This is a genomic window from Xanthobacter flavus (assembly GCF_017875275.1).
Classification (GTDB): domain Bacteria; phylum Pseudomonadota; class Alphaproteobacteria; order Rhizobiales; family Xanthobacteraceae; genus Xanthobacter; species Xanthobacter flavus_A.
On the sequence record NZ_JAGGML010000001.1, the window covers coordinates 5,300,586 to 5,315,454 of the forward strand.

At 70.0% G+C, this 14,869-nt stretch carries 14 protein-coding genes; 6 read left to right on the forward strand and 8 right to left on the reverse strand.

Annotation, left to right across the window (positions count from 1 at the left end; genetic code table 11):
- Window positions 1-78: 78 nt before the first annotated feature.
- The 3 genes from J2126_RS24860 to J2126_RS24870 all read right to left on the reverse strand — a co-directional run bounded on the left by J2126_RS24860 (window position 79) and on the right by J2126_RS24870 (window position 2,555).
- A complete protein-coding gene (locus J2126_RS24860) occupies window positions 79-1,146 on the reverse strand; it encodes a hypothetical protein (protein WP_209489636.1) in 1,068 nt (355 codons plus the stop codon).
- A gap of 167 nt (window positions 1,147-1,313) precedes the next feature.
- A complete protein-coding gene (locus tag J2126_RS25890; protein WP_348634381.1) occupies window positions 1,314-1,670 on the reverse strand; it encodes an FmdB family zinc ribbon protein in 357 nt (118 codons plus the stop codon).
- 66 nt (window positions 1,671-1,736) lie between these two features.
- Window positions 1,737-2,555 (reverse strand): indole-3-glycerol phosphate synthase TrpC, encoded by an 819-nt coding sequence (locus tag J2126_RS24870; protein ID WP_209489637.1) that lies wholly within the window; start codon window positions 2,553-2,555, stop codon window positions 1,737-1,739.
- A gap of 218 nt (window positions 2,556-2,773) precedes the next feature.
- On the opposite strand from J2126_RS24870, the gene J2126_RS24875 reads away from it, so the two are divergent.
- The 3 genes from J2126_RS24875 to J2126_RS24885 all read left to right on the forward strand — a co-directional run bounded on the left by J2126_RS24875 (window position 2,774) and on the right by J2126_RS24885 (window position 4,276).
- Window positions 2,774-3,106, forward strand: a complete 333-nt coding sequence (locus tag J2126_RS24875) for a Rieske 2Fe-2S domain-containing protein (RefSeq protein ID WP_209489639.1) — start codon at window positions 2,774-2,776, stop codon at window positions 3,104-3,106.
- A gap of 84 nt (window positions 3,107-3,190) precedes the next feature.
- On the forward strand, window positions 3,191-3,898 hold the full coding sequence (locus tag J2126_RS24880; RefSeq protein WP_209489641.1) for an SDR family NAD(P)-dependent oxidoreductase: 708 nt from the start codon (window positions 3,191-3,193) through the stop codon (window positions 3,896-3,898).
- A 90-nt stretch (window positions 3,899-3,988) separates the two neighbouring features.
- Window positions 3,989-4,276: a helix-turn-helix domain-containing protein gene (locus tag J2126_RS24885; protein ID WP_209489643.1), complete on the forward strand. Its 288-nt coding sequence runs from the start codon at window positions 3,989-3,991 to the stop codon at window positions 4,274-4,276.
- Between the two features lie 240 nt (window positions 4,277-4,516).
- Here the strand turns inward: J2126_RS24885 and J2126_RS24890 are convergent, their stop codons facing one another.
- The 3 genes from J2126_RS24890 to J2126_RS24900 all read right to left on the reverse strand — a co-directional run bounded on the left by J2126_RS24890 (window position 4,517) and on the right by J2126_RS24900 (window position 6,752).
- The gene (locus J2126_RS24890) at window positions 4,517-5,182 is read right to left on the reverse strand and encodes an O-methyltransferase (protein ID WP_209489645.1); all 666 of its coding nucleotides are present in this window, start codon (window positions 5,180-5,182) and stop codon (window positions 4,517-4,519) included.
- A gap of 71 nt (window positions 5,183-5,253) precedes the next feature.
- Window positions 5,254-5,685 carry a DUF6163 family protein gene (locus tag J2126_RS24895; RefSeq protein WP_169119983.1) on the reverse strand — a complete coding sequence of 144 codons (432 nt, stop codon included), beginning with the start codon at window positions 5,683-5,685 and terminating at the stop codon, window positions 5,254-5,256.
- Window positions 5,682-6,752, reverse strand: a complete 1,071-nt coding sequence (locus tag J2126_RS24900) for an enoyl-CoA hydratase/isomerase family protein (RefSeq protein WP_209489647.1) — start codon at window positions 6,750-6,752, stop codon at window positions 5,682-5,684. The genes J2126_RS24895 and J2126_RS24900 overlap by 4 nt, the downstream gene beginning before the upstream one ends.
- A gap of 235 nt (window positions 6,753-6,987) precedes the next feature.
- Between J2126_RS24900 and hemB the strand changes: the two genes are divergently transcribed.
- Both hemB and J2126_RS24910 read left to right on the forward strand, forming a co-directional pair.
- Window positions 6,988-8,034 (forward strand): porphobilinogen synthase, encoded by a 1,047-nt coding sequence (gene hemB, locus J2126_RS24905; RefSeq protein ID WP_209489649.1) that lies wholly within the window; start codon window positions 6,988-6,990, stop codon window positions 8,032-8,034.
- A gap of 22 nt (window positions 8,035-8,056) precedes the next feature.
- Entirely contained in the window at window positions 8,057-9,319 is a 1,263-nt protein-coding gene (locus J2126_RS24910) for a threonine ammonia-lyase (protein ID WP_209489651.1), read from the forward strand.
- Between the two features lie 225 nt (window positions 9,320-9,544).
- Here the strand turns inward: J2126_RS24910 and purB are convergent, their stop codons facing one another.
- Window positions 9,545-10,852 (reverse strand): adenylosuccinate lyase, encoded by a 1,308-nt coding sequence (purB, locus tag J2126_RS24915; RefSeq protein WP_209489653.1) that lies wholly within the window; start codon window positions 10,850-10,852, stop codon window positions 9,545-9,547.
- Between the two features lie 74 nt (window positions 10,853-10,926).
- The gene (locus J2126_RS24920) at window positions 10,927-11,871 is read right to left on the reverse strand and encodes a Na+-dependent transporter (protein WP_209489655.1); all 945 of its coding nucleotides are present in this window, start codon (window positions 11,869-11,871) and stop codon (window positions 10,927-10,929) included.
- 706 nt (window positions 11,872-12,577) lie between these two features.
- Here J2126_RS24920 and rnr point away from each other — a divergent pair.
- Window positions 12,578-14,863 (forward strand): ribonuclease R, encoded by a 2,286-nt coding sequence (rnr, locus tag J2126_RS24925; protein ID WP_209490584.1) that lies wholly within the window; start codon window positions 12,578-12,580, stop codon window positions 14,861-14,863.
- The last annotated feature ends 6 nt before the right edge of the window (window positions 14,864-14,869 follow it).

Genomic DNA, 14,869 nt, shown 5'->3' on the forward strand with positions numbered 1-14,869 from the left:
TCTTCCCACCCGGTCTTTACAGTTTTGTGACAGTGCGGCCGGGCCGCGCACCAGCCAAGCAGAAGTTTGCCCGAACGGTCAGCCGAGGCCGGCGAGACGCGTGTCCAGCGCCTCCCCCGAGGGCAGATCCGCCACCTGCTCCACCGCGAGGTCGCCGGCCGCCAGATGCCGCACCATGAGGAAGAAGCAGCCGGAGCGGCCTTCGCTCTTCACAAGGGTGTCGGTCCACAGCCGGTCGAAGGTGTCGAGCACCGGGCCAAGGGGCGCCACGGGGAGTTGCTGGCCGGAATAGCGCGGGAATTTGTTGGTCAGCTTCTTCCAGTCGTCCTTGAGCGCGTCGCGCAGCACGGGATCGGCGGTGAGGCGCGCGTCGCGGCCGCCCCGGTCGTAGGTGGCGCGGGTCTCCATCAGCGAGAGCAGCAGCGCATTGGAGCGGCTCCGCAGCAGCGGGCGCAGACGCTCCACGAACAGCTTGCGCAGCGCGTCCACATGGTCCGGATCGGACAGGCCGACCTCATGGGCGCCCACGCCGGGGCCGGGGGCCAACTTCGCCGCCGCCGCCGCGTAATGCGCGGCCGGCCAGTCCTCCGCCGGCCGCGAGGCGAGGAGGAGGACGACGCCGGGCGGGAGGTTCGATAGCCCCGGCAGGAGTGCGAGGGTCGCCGCGTCGGCCTTCTCAAGTCCGTCGATGCAGACCAGAAGCCGCTTCGCCCCCTGCCCCGCCGCCGCTGCGGCGAGCGCGCCGAGCCAGGCCGCGAAGGTGTCCGCGCTGTCCGCCGCCGCTTCCGCATTGGGGGCGGGACAGGCGAATTCCGCCGCGAACGCGCCGTTCAGCGCCTCCACCAGCGCGGCCGGGCTCGTCGCCGCGCCAAGACCCACGGCGATGGCGCGGGCGCCGGAGGAAATGGCGCTGTCGATCCCCTCCGGGCTGCCGTCCTTCCCGGTCCGGCGGGCGACGATGCCCCGCAGGAACGCGGTCTTGCCGGCGCCGGCTGGCATTCGCAGCCAGTAGAGGCCGCGCTCATGGCTGACGAGGAACGAGCGAAAGGGGGTGCGCAGATAGGCGGGGGAAACGTAGTCCGCGTCGGCCGCAAGGGAGAGGGCGAAAGGCTGCGCGGAAGGCTCGTGGGGCGTGGGCGTTGTCATGGGAAGGCTCCGGGGCGAGAGCATGGATCGCCTTCCGGCCGCCCTCGGTCCCGGCGGGTTTCGGCCAACAATCCAGACAGGGGTCACCCAAGCATTTTGCGTGCCCCGGCGGTTGCGCCGGGGACCACCCGCTTCTGCCCCTCCCCTGCCGCCTTGCCCGCGCCGCTTCAGCGCTTGCGTTCGCCGGCGCTGAAATTGCTGGTGTGGCCTTCCTTCGTCGCCTGCGCGCGCCACGCCTTGGCCACCGCCTTCAGCTTCTGGTCGGGGGCGATGCGCGACACCATCTGCTCCGCGCGGGTGCTGCCGCACGACGGGCAGACGGGCGTGTCGGACGACGAGATGAGGAGTTCGAACTCATTGTCGCAATCGGGACAATGGAAATTGTAGAGCGGCACGCCGAGCCTCCTGTCCTGTTCCGGGGGGCACGTCCGCGCAACCGGCGCAAGTCCTTGGAAGAACAGGCGCAAGCCGTCGCCGACATGCTGCGGCGCCGCGCGTCCGCCGTCGCCCGGAGCGCGCGCCATGCCCCTCCAAGCAGGAAGCAGGCCAGATGGTGCAGGCCAGACGGTGCAGGCCAGACGGTGAAAGCCTCAGCCCACCGTCTCGATGCCGAGCACGCGCTCCAGCACGCCGGCGGGATCCTCATCCCGCATCAGGGCCGTGCCCATGAGGAGCGCCTTCGCGCCGGCCGCGCCGAGCCGCGCGCGGTCCTCCGCCGTGCCGAGGCCGCCTTCCGCCACCACGAACGCCTTGTCCGGCGGAATGAGCGGGATCAGCGCCTCGCAGGTGCCGGGCACAAGCTCGAAGGTGTGGATGTTGCGGTTGGTGACGCAGATGAAATCCGCCCCCGCCGCCAGCGCCGTTTCCACGTCTTGCGGGGTATGGACCATGACCAGCACGTCGAGGGCGATGGAGGCGGCGCGCTCGCGATAGGCGGCAAGGTCCGGCCCCAGCAGGGCGGCGGAGAGCATCACCGCGTCGGCGCCGGCGAGCCGCGCCTCAAGGATCTGGTAGACGTCGTAGATGATGTCCTGCGCGAGGAGGGTGAGGTCCACCGCCCCGCGCACGGTGGCGAGGTCCGAGTAGGAGCCCCGGAAGGCCTGCCGCTCCACCGCCACCGAGAGGGCCGCCGCGCCCACCGCCTCGAAATCCTCGGCCAGCGCCTTGTAGGGCACCATAATTTTCAATGCCGGCTCGAACGGGGAGCCACCCTTCAGCTCGCAGACGATGCCGGGCTTGCCGGTGGCGCGGAAGGCGGCGGCGAGCGCGCCGTGGAAGCCGCGCGTCATGGGCATCTCGCCCACCTTGCCCTGGATCTGGCCCAGCGAGCGCCGGGCCTTGGCCTTGGCGAGCTGGTCGCGGCGCTGGAGAAGGAACGGCTTCAGCCGGCTGGTCTCGGGCAGGATCATGAAAGAACGTCCAGAGGCAAAGGAGGATACGCAAAGGGCGACGCAAATCGACCGGGCCAAACGCCCGAACTGAAAAAGTGCCTTCAGCTTCACAGATTTCGCGCCGCTTGGCCATGCCGCTTTCGCAGCGCGGCAGGAGGGGCTAGCGCGTTCGCCCTTTCCTATCGCGCCGCAACGCGCGATGATCCGTCTATTCTTAGCCGATCGAGTTTTTCAAGATGTTCACGCGCGTCTGCAAAGCGGAAACCGTTGCTGAAGGCGGCATGCGGCTGGTGATCGCCGACAGCCACCTCATCGTCCTCGCCTGGCCTGACAATGGGGAGATCCGCGCCTTCCAGGGCGTCTGTCCCCATTCCAACACGCCGCTCAAGGAAGCGGAGTTCGACGGCACCGTCATCACCTGCCCCCTCCACCACTGGACCTGGGACTTGAATTCCGGCGCGCCGATCGAGCCGCAGGAAAGCGCGCTCGCGGAATATCCGGTGAAGGTGGAGGATGGCGTCGTCTATATCGACACCGAAGGCATAGAGCCCCTGTTCGCCGCGCCCTGAGGGCGCCGCAGCCGATCCGCATGATCCGTTGTTCAGGTGCTGCGCGGTGGAGTGCCGCCGCGCGGCCACAGCCGGAGTTCGACCGTGACAGAACAGACCGCCGTTGAGACCGCCATCATCGTCGGCGCGGGCAAGGGGCTGTCCGCCGCCCTCGCCCGCCGCCTCGCCCGCGAGGGCTTCCGCATCGCTTTGGTGGCGCGCGACGTGGACAAGCTCGCTCCGCTCATCGCCGAGACGGGCGCCCGCGCCTACGCCGCCGACGCCCAGAACCCGGTCGCCATCGAGGGCGTGTTCGCCGAGGTGGACAAGGCGTTCGGCCCGCCCGACCTCGTGGTGTTCAATGCCGCCATGCGCTATCGCGGGCCGGTGGAAGTGCTCGATCCGGCCGACGTGATGGACGCCTATGCCGTCGGCGCCTTCGGCGGCTTCCTCACCGCCCAGGCGGCGGCGCGGCGCATGCTGGCGCGGGGCAAGGGCTCGCTCTTCTTCACCGGCGCCACCGCCAGCGTGAAGGCCATGCCCCATTCGGTGCCCTTCGCCATGGCCAAGTTCGCCTTGCGCGCGCTGGCGCAAGGCCTCGCCCGCGAGCTGGGGCCGCGCGGCATCCATGTGGCGCACTTCATCCTCGACGGCGGCATCGCCTCGTCCTGGGCGACGGCGGGCGAGCCGGGGCCGGCGGACAAGTGGCTCGATCCCGACGCCATCGCCGACACCTACCTCGCCGTCCACCGCCAGCACCGCTCGGCGTGGACCTCCGAGATGGAGCTGAGGCCGTGGGTGGAGAAGTTCTGAGGCAGACGCTGCGTTAAGCCTGCCGCCGCCCTTGCATTGTGGCGGGCGGGGCGGCGTGCCATCTTCCGGTCCCAACGACGGGAGGATTTCGTGCCGCATTCCATGGTCAACGGCCGCCAGATCAAGGCCGGCCGCGCCCTGCTCGGCTGGTCGCGCAAGGATCTGGCCGAGCGCGCGGGCGTGACCGCCGACACGGTGAAGGTGGTGGAGCAGGATGCCGTGACGATCGAGGCCCTCGCATCGACGCGCGCCCGCCTGAGCGCCACGCTGGCGGGGGAAGGCATCAATTTCCTGAACGACAGCGGCGTGGGCGTCGAGATCGTGTCCCGCGACGCAGGCATCCGCGCCGAAGACCTCAACGCCTCCAACGACGACTGACGAGCCCCATGATCCTGCACAATTTCGCCGCCCGCCACTGGATCATCGTGGCGATCATCCTCGTCATCGCGACGCTGGCCTATCTGGGCAGCTGGTCCTGACGCCGCCGTCGTGGTCCGGCTGGACCGGACCACCCATGGCGCCATTTGCACCAACCGCCGCAGGCTGAGCCCGGTGGAGGGATGGGCCCTCCGGTCAAACCGGAGGGCGACGGCAAGGAAGACGGCAAGGGCGCCACCTTCACCCCACCAGCAGCAGCGCGAAGCCGTCATAGCCCTTGGCGCCCACGGTCTGCACGGCCGTGGCGGTGAGGCGGGGGTCGGCGCCGGCCATGTCATAGGTGCGGCGGATGCCGATGACGGAGGCGTCCGCGCTCTCGCCGTCGAGCACCCTGCCGCCGCGCACCACGTTGTCGCAGACGATCAGCGTGCCCGGCCGAGACAGGCGCAGCGCAAAGTCGAGATAGGCGGGATTGCTCGGCTTGTCGGCGTCGATGAAGATCAGATCGAACGGCCCCGCCCCTTCCGCCTCCAGCACCGGCAGCGTCTCCACGGCCCGGCCGACCCGCAGGTCGATGCGCTCCGACAGGCCCGCGCGGGCGAAATTGGCGCGGGCGACCTCGGCGTGGTGGGCGTCCGCCTCCAGCGTCACCACCGTGCCGCCCTCGGGCAGCGCGCGGGCGAGGAAAAGGGTGCTGTAGCCGCCGAGCGTGCCGATTTCGAGGATGCGCTTGGCGCCCATCATGCGGGCGAAGATGTGCAGCATCTGGCCCTGCGCCGCCGAGACGCTGATGGCGGGAAGGCCAGCCCGCTCGCAGGCCGCCTGCACGGCGTCGAGCACCGGGTCCGCCGGCAAGAGCTTCTCGCCGATGTAGCCGTCCATCTCGTCCCAGAGCGTCGCGTCCATTCCCGCCTCCGTCAGCATTGCCGGCGCAAGGAATACCGGATGCATGAAGGAATTGCGTCAGGGCCGGATGCTCAGTCCTGGTCGCTCTCCCGCGCGGCGCGGATGGAGAGCACGGCATAGGCCACCACCAGCGCCAGCTCGACGAGGGTGAAGAGCATCAGCCGCGTCATGCCAGCCGGCGCCCACACGCCGAGCACCACCTGCGTCAGCGTCGCCAGGAGCCACAGCACGATCGCCCAGCCGGCCCGCAGCCACAGGCCGACCCCGGCGATGGGATCGATGATCGCCGCCCAGATCACCGCCGCCTGCGCGGCCATGGGCATGGCCTCGAAGCGACTCGCCGGCCCATCGCCGATGCCGAGGATCACCGCCCAGTGGATGATGCCTTCCAGCAGCAGGAAGGCCGCGACGCCCCGCAGGAACAAAAACAGCCGCCGCCGCCAGGGCGAGAGATTCTCCCATTGGGCGCGGGCGCTGGCGTCGATGGGATCGTAATGACTCATGTGCCGGGGGCCAGAAGTTCCAGTTCGTCGGGTATGGGATCGAAATGCGCCGCGATGACGGCCGGGTCCACCTCCGCGAGGGTCGGCGGCTGCCACTGGGGCGCGTTGTCGCGATCGACGAGCACCGCGCGCACGCCCTCGTAGAAATCGTGCCCCGCCGCGACGCGGCTCACCACCCGGAATTCCAGCTTCAGGCAGTCCCCGAGGTCGAGGTCCGGCCCGCGCTTCATCTGCTCCATGGCGATGGCGAGGCTGGTGGGCGACTTGCCGGCGATGTCCTTGAGGAGCGAAGCGGCGAAGTCCGCATGGGGGCCCTCGCCCTCCGCGGCCGCCTGCAGCGCGCCGAGGATGCCGGCGAGATGGCCCCGCCCGAAGGCGTCGGCGATGAAGTCCGCGCGGTCGGCGAAGGCGCCGGGGCCGGGCTCGATGCGATGGTCGCAGATGATGCGCTCCACCCCGCCGCCGGCGCACAGCGCCTCTTCCAGCGCCGGGAAGGCGGCGCTCGGCACCACGTCGGTCGCAAGGCCGCAGGCGAAGGCCTCGGCGGCGCGGATTCGCGTGCCGGTCAGCGCCAGGAACACGCCGAAGGCGCCGGGCAGGCGCGGCAGCACATGGGTGCCGCCCACGTCCGGGAACAGGCCGATGTTCACTTCCGGCATGGCGAACAGATATTTGTCGCCCGCCACACGGTGCGCGCCATGGGCCGAGAGGCCGAAGCCGCCGCCCATGCAGATGCCGTCGATCAGCGCCACATAGGGCTTGGGGAAGCTGCCGATATAGTCGTTGAGGACATATTCCTCGCGCCAGAAGGCGAGCGATTCGGCGGTGTTGCCAGCGCGGCCGAGATCGTAGAGCGTGCGCACGTCGCCGCCGGCGCAGAAGGCCTTCTCGCCCGCCGCCTTGATGACCACGCGGGTGACGGCCGGGTCGCGCGCCCAGGCCCGAAGGCGCGGCAGGATCTCGCGGACCATGGAGAGGTTGAGCGCGTTGAGCGCCTTCGGCCGGTTGAGGGTGATGACACCGGCTTCGCCCTTCACCTCCAGCAGGACTTCAGGCTCCGTGGTCATTCACCCCTCCCCTTGCCGCCCCCGCCGCTGAGCGACGGTCGTTGCCGGCAGGGTTAGACGCGGCCGACAGGAGCGTCAACGCGGGCCGGCGCACCTTGGCCGTGCAGCAGCGCACCTTGGGCGCACACGCTGAACTTGCCGTGACCCTGTGCCGCGCGCCACTCGCGGGCGGCGGACCGGGAGTCTATAAGAACCGACAGCGCCCCGTCGCGGGCGAACGAAGAACGAGCGCATCATGCCCCTCTCCAAGCCCCGCCTGCATGCCGTTTCCGAAGCCGAGGCCGCCGCCAGCCGGCTGGGTCTCGTCCACCGCCCCCGGCGGAACCGGAAGACGGACTGGTCGCGCCGGCTGGTGCGCGAGGCCACACTGACCGTCGACGACCTGATCTGGCCGATCTTCGTGATGAACGGCGCGGCCACCCGCACCCCCATCCCCTCCATGCCCGGCGTCGAGCGCCTGACGGTGGACGAGGCGGTGCGCGCGGCCGAGAGCGCGGCGAAGCTGAAGATCCCCGCCCTCGCCATCTTCCCTTATATCGACCCCGCCCGCCGCGACCCCACCGGCAGCGAGGCGCTGAACGACAACAACCTCGTCTGCCAGACGCTCCGCGCCATCAAGGCCGAGATCCCCAATCTCGGCCTCATCACCGACGTGGCCCTCGACCCCTTCACCAGCCACGGCCATGACGGCCTGCTGGAGGATGGCCGCATCCTCAATGACGAGACGGTGGAACTCCTCGTGCGTCAGGCGCTGGTCCAGGCCGAGGCCGGCGCCGACGTCATCGCCCCGTCCGACATGATGGACGGCCGCGTCGGCGCCATCCGCGCCGGGCTCGACGCCAACGGCTTCGAGGACGTGCAGATCATGTCCTATGCGGCGAAATATGCCTCCGCCTTCTACGGCCCGTTCCGCGACGCCATCGGCACCGCCAAGACCCTCTCGGGCGACAAGCGCACGTACCAGATGGACCCCGGCAATGGCCTCGAAGCCATCCGCGAGGCCGCCCTCGACGTGGAGGAAGGCGCGGACATGCTCATGGTGAAGCCCGGCCTGCCCTATCTCGACATCGTGTGGCGGCTGAAGGAGGCGTTCGGCCTGCCCACCTTCGCCTATCAGGTGTCCGGCGAGTACGCGATGATCGAGGGCGCCATCCGCAACGGCTGGGTGGACGGCGACCGCATCGTCCCGGAGAGCCTGCTCGCCTTCAAGCGCGCCGGCGCGGACGGCATCCTCACCTATTTCGCGCCGCGTGTGGCGCAGGCCCTGGCCGAACGGGGCTGAGGCTCCTCGCGGGAGAAGACTGATGACCGTGCCCGCGACGGCGCTGGAATTCGAACAGGACTTACCCGTCACCCTCGCCGACGTGGAGGGCGCGTGGCCGCTGGTGCGCGCCTCGGTGCTCCGCACGCCGACGCTGCGCGCCCCGCGCCTCTCCGCCTTCACCGGCGCCGAGGTGTATGTGAAGTACGAGAACCTTCAGGCCACCGCCTCCTTCAAGGAGCGCGGCGCGCTGGTGAAGCTCTCGCGCCTCACGCCGGACGAGGCGCGGCGCGGCGCTGTCGCCATGTCGGCCGGCAACCATGCGCAGGCGGTGGCCTATCACGGCACCCGGCTCGGCATCTCCACCCTCATCGTGATGCCGGAGACGACGCCGCAGGTGAAGGTGGCCGCCACCGAGTCGTTCGGCGCCGAGGTGGTGCTGTTCGGCGAGACCGTCGCGGATGCCTATGAGGAGGCCGAGCGCATCTCGAAGGCGCAGGGCCGTGTCTTCGTCCACCCCTATGACGATGTGGACGTGATCGCCGGCCAGGGCTCCGTGGCGCTGGAGATGATCGAGGACGGCCCGGCCTTCGACGCCGTGCTGGTGCCCATCGGCGGCGGCGGGCTCATCGCCGGCATGGCGGTGGCCTTCGCCGGCCGCTCGCCCGCCACGCAGGTGGTGGGCGTCGAGACCCAGCTCTATCCGGCCATGTGGACCGCCATGACCGGCGAGGCCCGCCCCTGCGGCGGCCCGACGCTGGCCGAGGGCATCGCCGTGCGCAATGTGGGCGAGATCACCGCGCAGATCGTGCGGCGCCTCGTGCCCCATGTGGTGCTGGTGGACGAGACGGCGCTGGAGCGGGCGGTGAACGCCTTCCTCATGCACCAGAAGACGCTGGCCGAAGGCGCCGGCGCCGCGGGCCTCGCCGCCCTCATCGCCGAGCCGGAGCGCTTCCGCGGCAAGACGGTGGGCCTCGTCGTCTCCGGCGGCAACATCGACCCGCGCATGATCGCCGGCATCCTGCTGCGCGAGCTGGAGCGGGAAGAGCGCATCGTCTCCTTCCGCCTCACCATCCTCGACCGGCCGGGCATGCTGGGGCGCATCGCCACCCTGCTCGGCAAGCTCGGCGCCAACATCCTTGAGGTGCACCACCGCCGCACCTTCCTCGACGTCCCCGCCAAGGGCACCCGCCTCGACCTGACGGTGGAAACGCGCGACCAGGCGCACGCGGAGCTGATCCAGACCGCGCTGGAAGGCGAAGGGCTGCCGGTGCAACGGCTGGGGGCGGGTGGCGCGGACTGGTAGGGGTGCCGCTCCGTCTATGCCGCCGCTCGTCCTTGGAGCCAGCCTCGCGCCCCGGACGCATGCAGCGGAGCGGAATGCGAGCCGGGGCCCAGCGCAAGGGTTCGCCGAAGGCGCTTCCGAACCTGACCACCCTTGGAGTTAGACCGCTGCGCGGAAGTCTTGCGCTGGGCCCCGGATCAGCGCTCCGGCTTCGCCGTCGCTTGTCCGGGGCACAGAGGCATGACCTCACGCCCGCCCGAACACCCGCTTGAAGATGTTGTCCACGTTCTTGAAGTGGTAGCCGAGGTCGAACTTCTCGTTGATGTCCTCCTCGGACAGGTACTTCCGCACGTCGGCGTCTTCCAGAAGGAAGGTGCGGAAGTCGCCCTCGCCGCGCCAGACGCGCATGGCGTTGCGCTGGACGAGGCGGTAGCTGTCCTCGCGGCTGGCGCCCTTCTGGGTGAGGGCGAGGAGGACGCGCTGGGAGTGGATGAGGCCACCCAGCTTGTCCATGTTCTTCTGCATGTTGTCGGTATGGACGACGAGCTTGTCCATCACGCCGGTGAGGCGCGACAAGGCGAAGTCCAAAGTCACGGTGGCATCGGGGCCGATCATGCGCTCGACGGACGAGTGGGAGATGTCCCGCTCGTGCCACAGGGCCACGTTCTCCAGCGCCGGGGTCACATAGGCGCGCACCATGCGGGCAAGGCCGGTGAGGTTCTCGGTGAGCACCGGGTTGCGCTTGTGCGGCATGGCCGAGGAGCCCTTCTGCTCCGGGGAGAAATACTCCTCCGCCTCCAGCACCTCGGTGCGCTGGAGATGCCGCACCTCGGTGGCGAGCCGCTCAACCGAGGAGGCCACCACGCCGAGCACGGCGAAGAACATGGCGTGCCGGTCGCGCGGGATCACCTGGGTGGAGACGGTCTCCACCTTCAGCCCCATCTTCTCCGCCACATGGGCCTCAACCGCCGGATCGATATGGGCGAAGGTGCCCACCGCGCCGGAGATGGCGCAGGTGGCGATCTCCTCCCGCGCCGCCACGAGGCGGGCGCGCGAGCGCTGGAACTCGGCCGCGGCGATGGCGAGCTTCACGCCGAAGGTGGTGGGCTCCGCATGGATGCCGTGGGAACGGCCCACCGTGGGCGTGAGCTTGAACTCGAACGCCCGGCGTTCGAGAACCGCAAGAAGCTTGTCCACGTCGGCGATCAGCAGGTCGGCAGCGCGGGCGAGCTGCACGGCGAGGCAGGTATCCAGCACGTCGGACGAGGTCATGCCCTGATGAACGAAGCGCGCCTCCGGCCCCACGAACTCGGCGAGATGGGTGAGGAAGGCGATGACGTCGTGCTTCACCTCGCGCTCGATGGCGTCGATGCGCTCCACGTCGAACTCGGCCTTGCCGCCCAGCTCCCAGATCTTCGCCGCGGCCTCCTTCGGCACGATGCCAAGCTCGGCCATGGCGTCGGCGGCATGGGCCTCGATCTCGAACCAGATGCGGAAGCGGGCCTCGGGGGACCAGATGGAGGCCATTTCCGGCCGGCTGTAACGCGGGATCATGGGGCGTTGCTCGTCAAAATGTCAGGCAGGCGGCTCGTCTAGCAGATGCGGGCGGCCGGGGGTAGCGGCGCGGCTCACGCCTTGCGGCGGCCGGCGGCGCTGACGCGGCGCGCCAGCGGCAGCATCACCACCGGCAGCAGGTAGATGGGGAATTGTGCTGCCGCTACGTAAAGCCAGGTCTCGTGCGGCAGGACGGCGCCGGTGGCGGCGATCACTACCGCCATGTTGCGGTGGCCGCCGCAGAAGCCGAGCATCATCGCATCGCCCGGATCGACGGCGCGGAAGAGCAGCGCGGTGGCGCCGAAGCCCAGCAGCGAGACGAAGAAGGCCAAGGCGACCAGCCCCGCCATGAAGCCCGGCTGGTCGAGGAAGGCATAGGTCACGCCGTCCATCAGCCCAACGGCGAGAAGGCCCAGCAGCACCACGTTCAGCCCGTCGAGATGGGCGGAAATGGCCTCCACGCGCCTCAGCCCCAGCAGCCGGCGGATGAGAAGGCCCGCCCCCATGGTGCCGCCCACCACCGCGGCGAGCCTGAGCGCCAGCGCCAGCGGATCGAGCGCCAGCGCGCCGCCGGAGAAATGGAACACCAGCCCGGGCGCGGTGAGCGGCGTCAGCGCCATGCCGCCGAGCATGGTCACCAGCACCAGCCGCGCATCGAGCCCCAGCAGCGCCGCGAAGGCGGGGGCCGACATGATGGGCGGGGCCGAGGCCTGCATGATGAGGGCGAGGACGATGGCGTTGGGCTCGCCCAGAAGCCGCGTCGCCAGCCCCATCATGAGCGGCAGCGCCAGCATGACCCAGCCACAGGCCAGCACGGCAATGCCTGCGCGGCGCGCGGTGAAGGCGCCGGCCATGGATGTGCGCACGAAGGCCAGCACCAGCAGCGCCAGGATGGTCGGCACCACCAGCGGCTTCGCCAGCGCCGCGAAGGGCGGCAGCGCCAGCCCGATGAACACGCTCACCGCCACCGCCGGCGCGCTCCGCCGTCCGAGCCACGCGAGAAGGAAGCCGGGGCTCATGAGGCGGATCTTGGGGGGGATAGGGGGATCGTGTTCGACACGCGGCTTTCTAGCCTCTGCCGGTATCCAAGGGAAGCCACGGACGTGTCTCGCTTGGTATGGACCAGAACCGGCGGGCTCCCTCTCCCCTCGAAGTCGGCTGTTGCCGACTTCGGCCTTCGCGAGCCGAACTCGGCAACAGCCGCGTTCGGTTGGGAGAGGGCTGGGGTGAGGGGTGTGTCTCCCCTCGCCCCGACGCCGGGAAGACGCAACCAGCCCCCTCACCCCCGGCCCCTCTCCCGCGAGGGGAGAGGGGAGGACGAGCGGCCAGCACCGCGCGAGCCCCTGCTGCGCAAGGTGCCGAGGCAAACCCGCCACCGTCGTCCTCCGACGTGATCGGAGGACCCATTTCGCCGTTTGCCCCATGTTCGAACGCCCGCTCCAGCCCAGCGATGGGCCCTCCGGTCACGCCGGAGGGCGACGGCAGCGCGAAGGAACGGCCACTGGCGGCAGGCGCTTGTTCCGGGTAGCGTCCGGATGAAACCGGAAAGACCCATTGCCCAAGCCACCCACCAAGCGCCCCACCAAGCCGCCCACCCGCCATTCCAGCAAGGACGGCGCCCCCGCCAAGCCGGTGCGCGCGACGAAATCCCGTGCCGCGCGCAAGCAGGCGGCGGCCGCGCATGAGGCGGCGGCGCTCGCCGTCGCCCCGCTGGCCACCGGGGAGATGCCGACCAAGGCGCAGGTGCTGGCCTTCATCGCCTCCCAGAACGGCGAGGTGGGCAAGCGCGAGATCGCCCGCGCCTTCGGGCTGTCGGCGGCGCAGAAGGTGGAATTGAAGCAGCTCCTGCGCGGCCTCTCCGAGGAAGGCACGGTGAGCCGCGAGCGGCGCCGCCTCCATGTGCCCGGCGCGCTGCCGGCGGTGGTGCTGGCCGATATCGTCTCCCGCGACGGCGACGGCGAGCTGATCGCCATCCCGGTGGAATGGGACACGGAAGCCCAGGGCGAGGCGCCGCCCATCCTCGTGCAGGTGCCGCGCCGCGCGTCGGGGCCGGCGCCGGGGCTGTCGGACCGCGTGCTGCTGCGCATCGTGGAAGGCTCCATCGAGCATGCGGTGCCCCATGTCGGCCGCGTCATCAAGGTGCTGGAGAAGGCCCGCAAGCAGACCATGGGCATCTTCCGCGCTGCCCCTCAGGGTGGCGGCGGGCGCATCATCCCCATCGACAAGAAGCAGCTCGGGCGTGAACTGCAGGTGCCCCCCGGCGCCGAGCAGGAGGCCGAGGACGGCGATCTCGTCACCGTCGAACTGATGCGCCAGCGCGTGTTCGGCCTGCCCACGGCGCGGGTGAAGGAGCGGCTCGGCTCGCTCAAGTCCGAGAAGGCGGTGAGCCTCATCGCCATCCACGCCCACGGCATCCCCAACGCCTTCCCGGACGTTGTGCTGAAAGAGGCCGAGGCGGCGAAGAAGATCACCGTGCGCGGCCGCGAGGACTGGCGCGATTTGCCCCTCGTCACCATCGACCCGCCCGACGCCAAGGACCATGACGACGCCGTGCACGCAGCGGCGGACGAGGACGGCGGCTTCGTCGTCACCGTCGCTATTGCCGACGTCTCGGCCTATGTGCGGCCCGGCACGGCGCTGGACCGCGAGGCGCTGATCCGCGGCAACTCGGTCTATTTCCCCGATCGCGTCGTGCCCATGCTGCCGGAGCGCATCTCCAACGATCTGTGTTCCCTGCGCCCCGACGAGGACCGGCCGGCGCTGGCGGTGCGGCTCGTCATCGGTGCGGATGGGAGGAAGCGCAGCCACAGTTTCCACCGCATCCTCATGCGCTCGGCTGGCAAGCTCGCCTATGCGCAGGCGCAGAACGCCATCGAGGGCCGCACCGACGACATCACCGATCCGCTGGTGGAGGGCGTGCTCAAGCCCCTCTATGCCGCCTATGCCTGCGTGAAGAAAGCGCGCGACGCCCGCCAGCCCCTCGACCTCGACCTGCCCGAGCGCAAGATCATTCTGAAGCCCGACGGAACGGTGGACCGGGTGATCGTGCCCGAGCGGCTCGACGCCCACCGGCTGATCGAGGAATTCATGATCCTCGCCAACGTCGCCGCCGCCGAGACGCTGGAGGAGAAGAAGACTCCCCTCATCTACCGCGTCCATGACGGCCCGACCTTGGCCAAGCTCTCGGCCCTGCGCGACTTCCTGAAGACGCTGGACATCGGCCTGCCGAAGACGGACCAGGTGCGCCCCTCCCACTTCAACCGCATCCTGGACGAGGTGAAGGACACGGACGCTGCCCCGCTGGTCAATCAGGTGATCCTGCGCAGCCAGAGCCAGGCGGAATACGCCTCGGAGAACTACGGCCATTTCGGCCTGAATCTGCGCCGCTACGCGCATTTCACCTCGCCCATCCGCCGATATGCGGACCTCATCGTCCATCGCGGGCTCGTGCGGGCGCTGGGCGTGGGCAAGGACGGGCTGCCGGAAGACGCTACCGTCGAAAGCCTCGGCGAGGTGGCGGCGGCGATTTCCGTTACGGAACGTCGCGCCATGGCGGCGGAGCGCGAGACGGTGGACCGGCTCATCGCCCATCATCTCGCCGACCAGATCGGCGCCACCTTCAATGCCCGCATCACCGGCGCGACCAAGGCGGGACTCTTCGTCGCGCTCGACATCACCGGGGCGGACGGCTTCATTCCCGCCTCGACCCTCGGCCAGGACTATTACCGTTACGACGAAGTGCGGCAGGCGCTGGTGGGGGACCGCACCGGCGAGATGCACCGCATCGGCGACCGGGTGGAGGTCAAGCTGGTGGAGGCCGCGCCGGTGGCCGGCGCGCTCCGGTTTGAGCTTCTGAGCGAAGGCTCCTATGTAAAGGGTCCGCGCGGCGGACCGCAGCGCCGTGGCGCGCCGTCGGGTTTCGCGGGAAGGCCGGGCAAATCCATGCCGGGCCGGGCGAAACCCGGTAAGGCAGGCTCCGGGAAAGCGAAACCCGGCCGCGGCGGGCGCTGAGGCGCC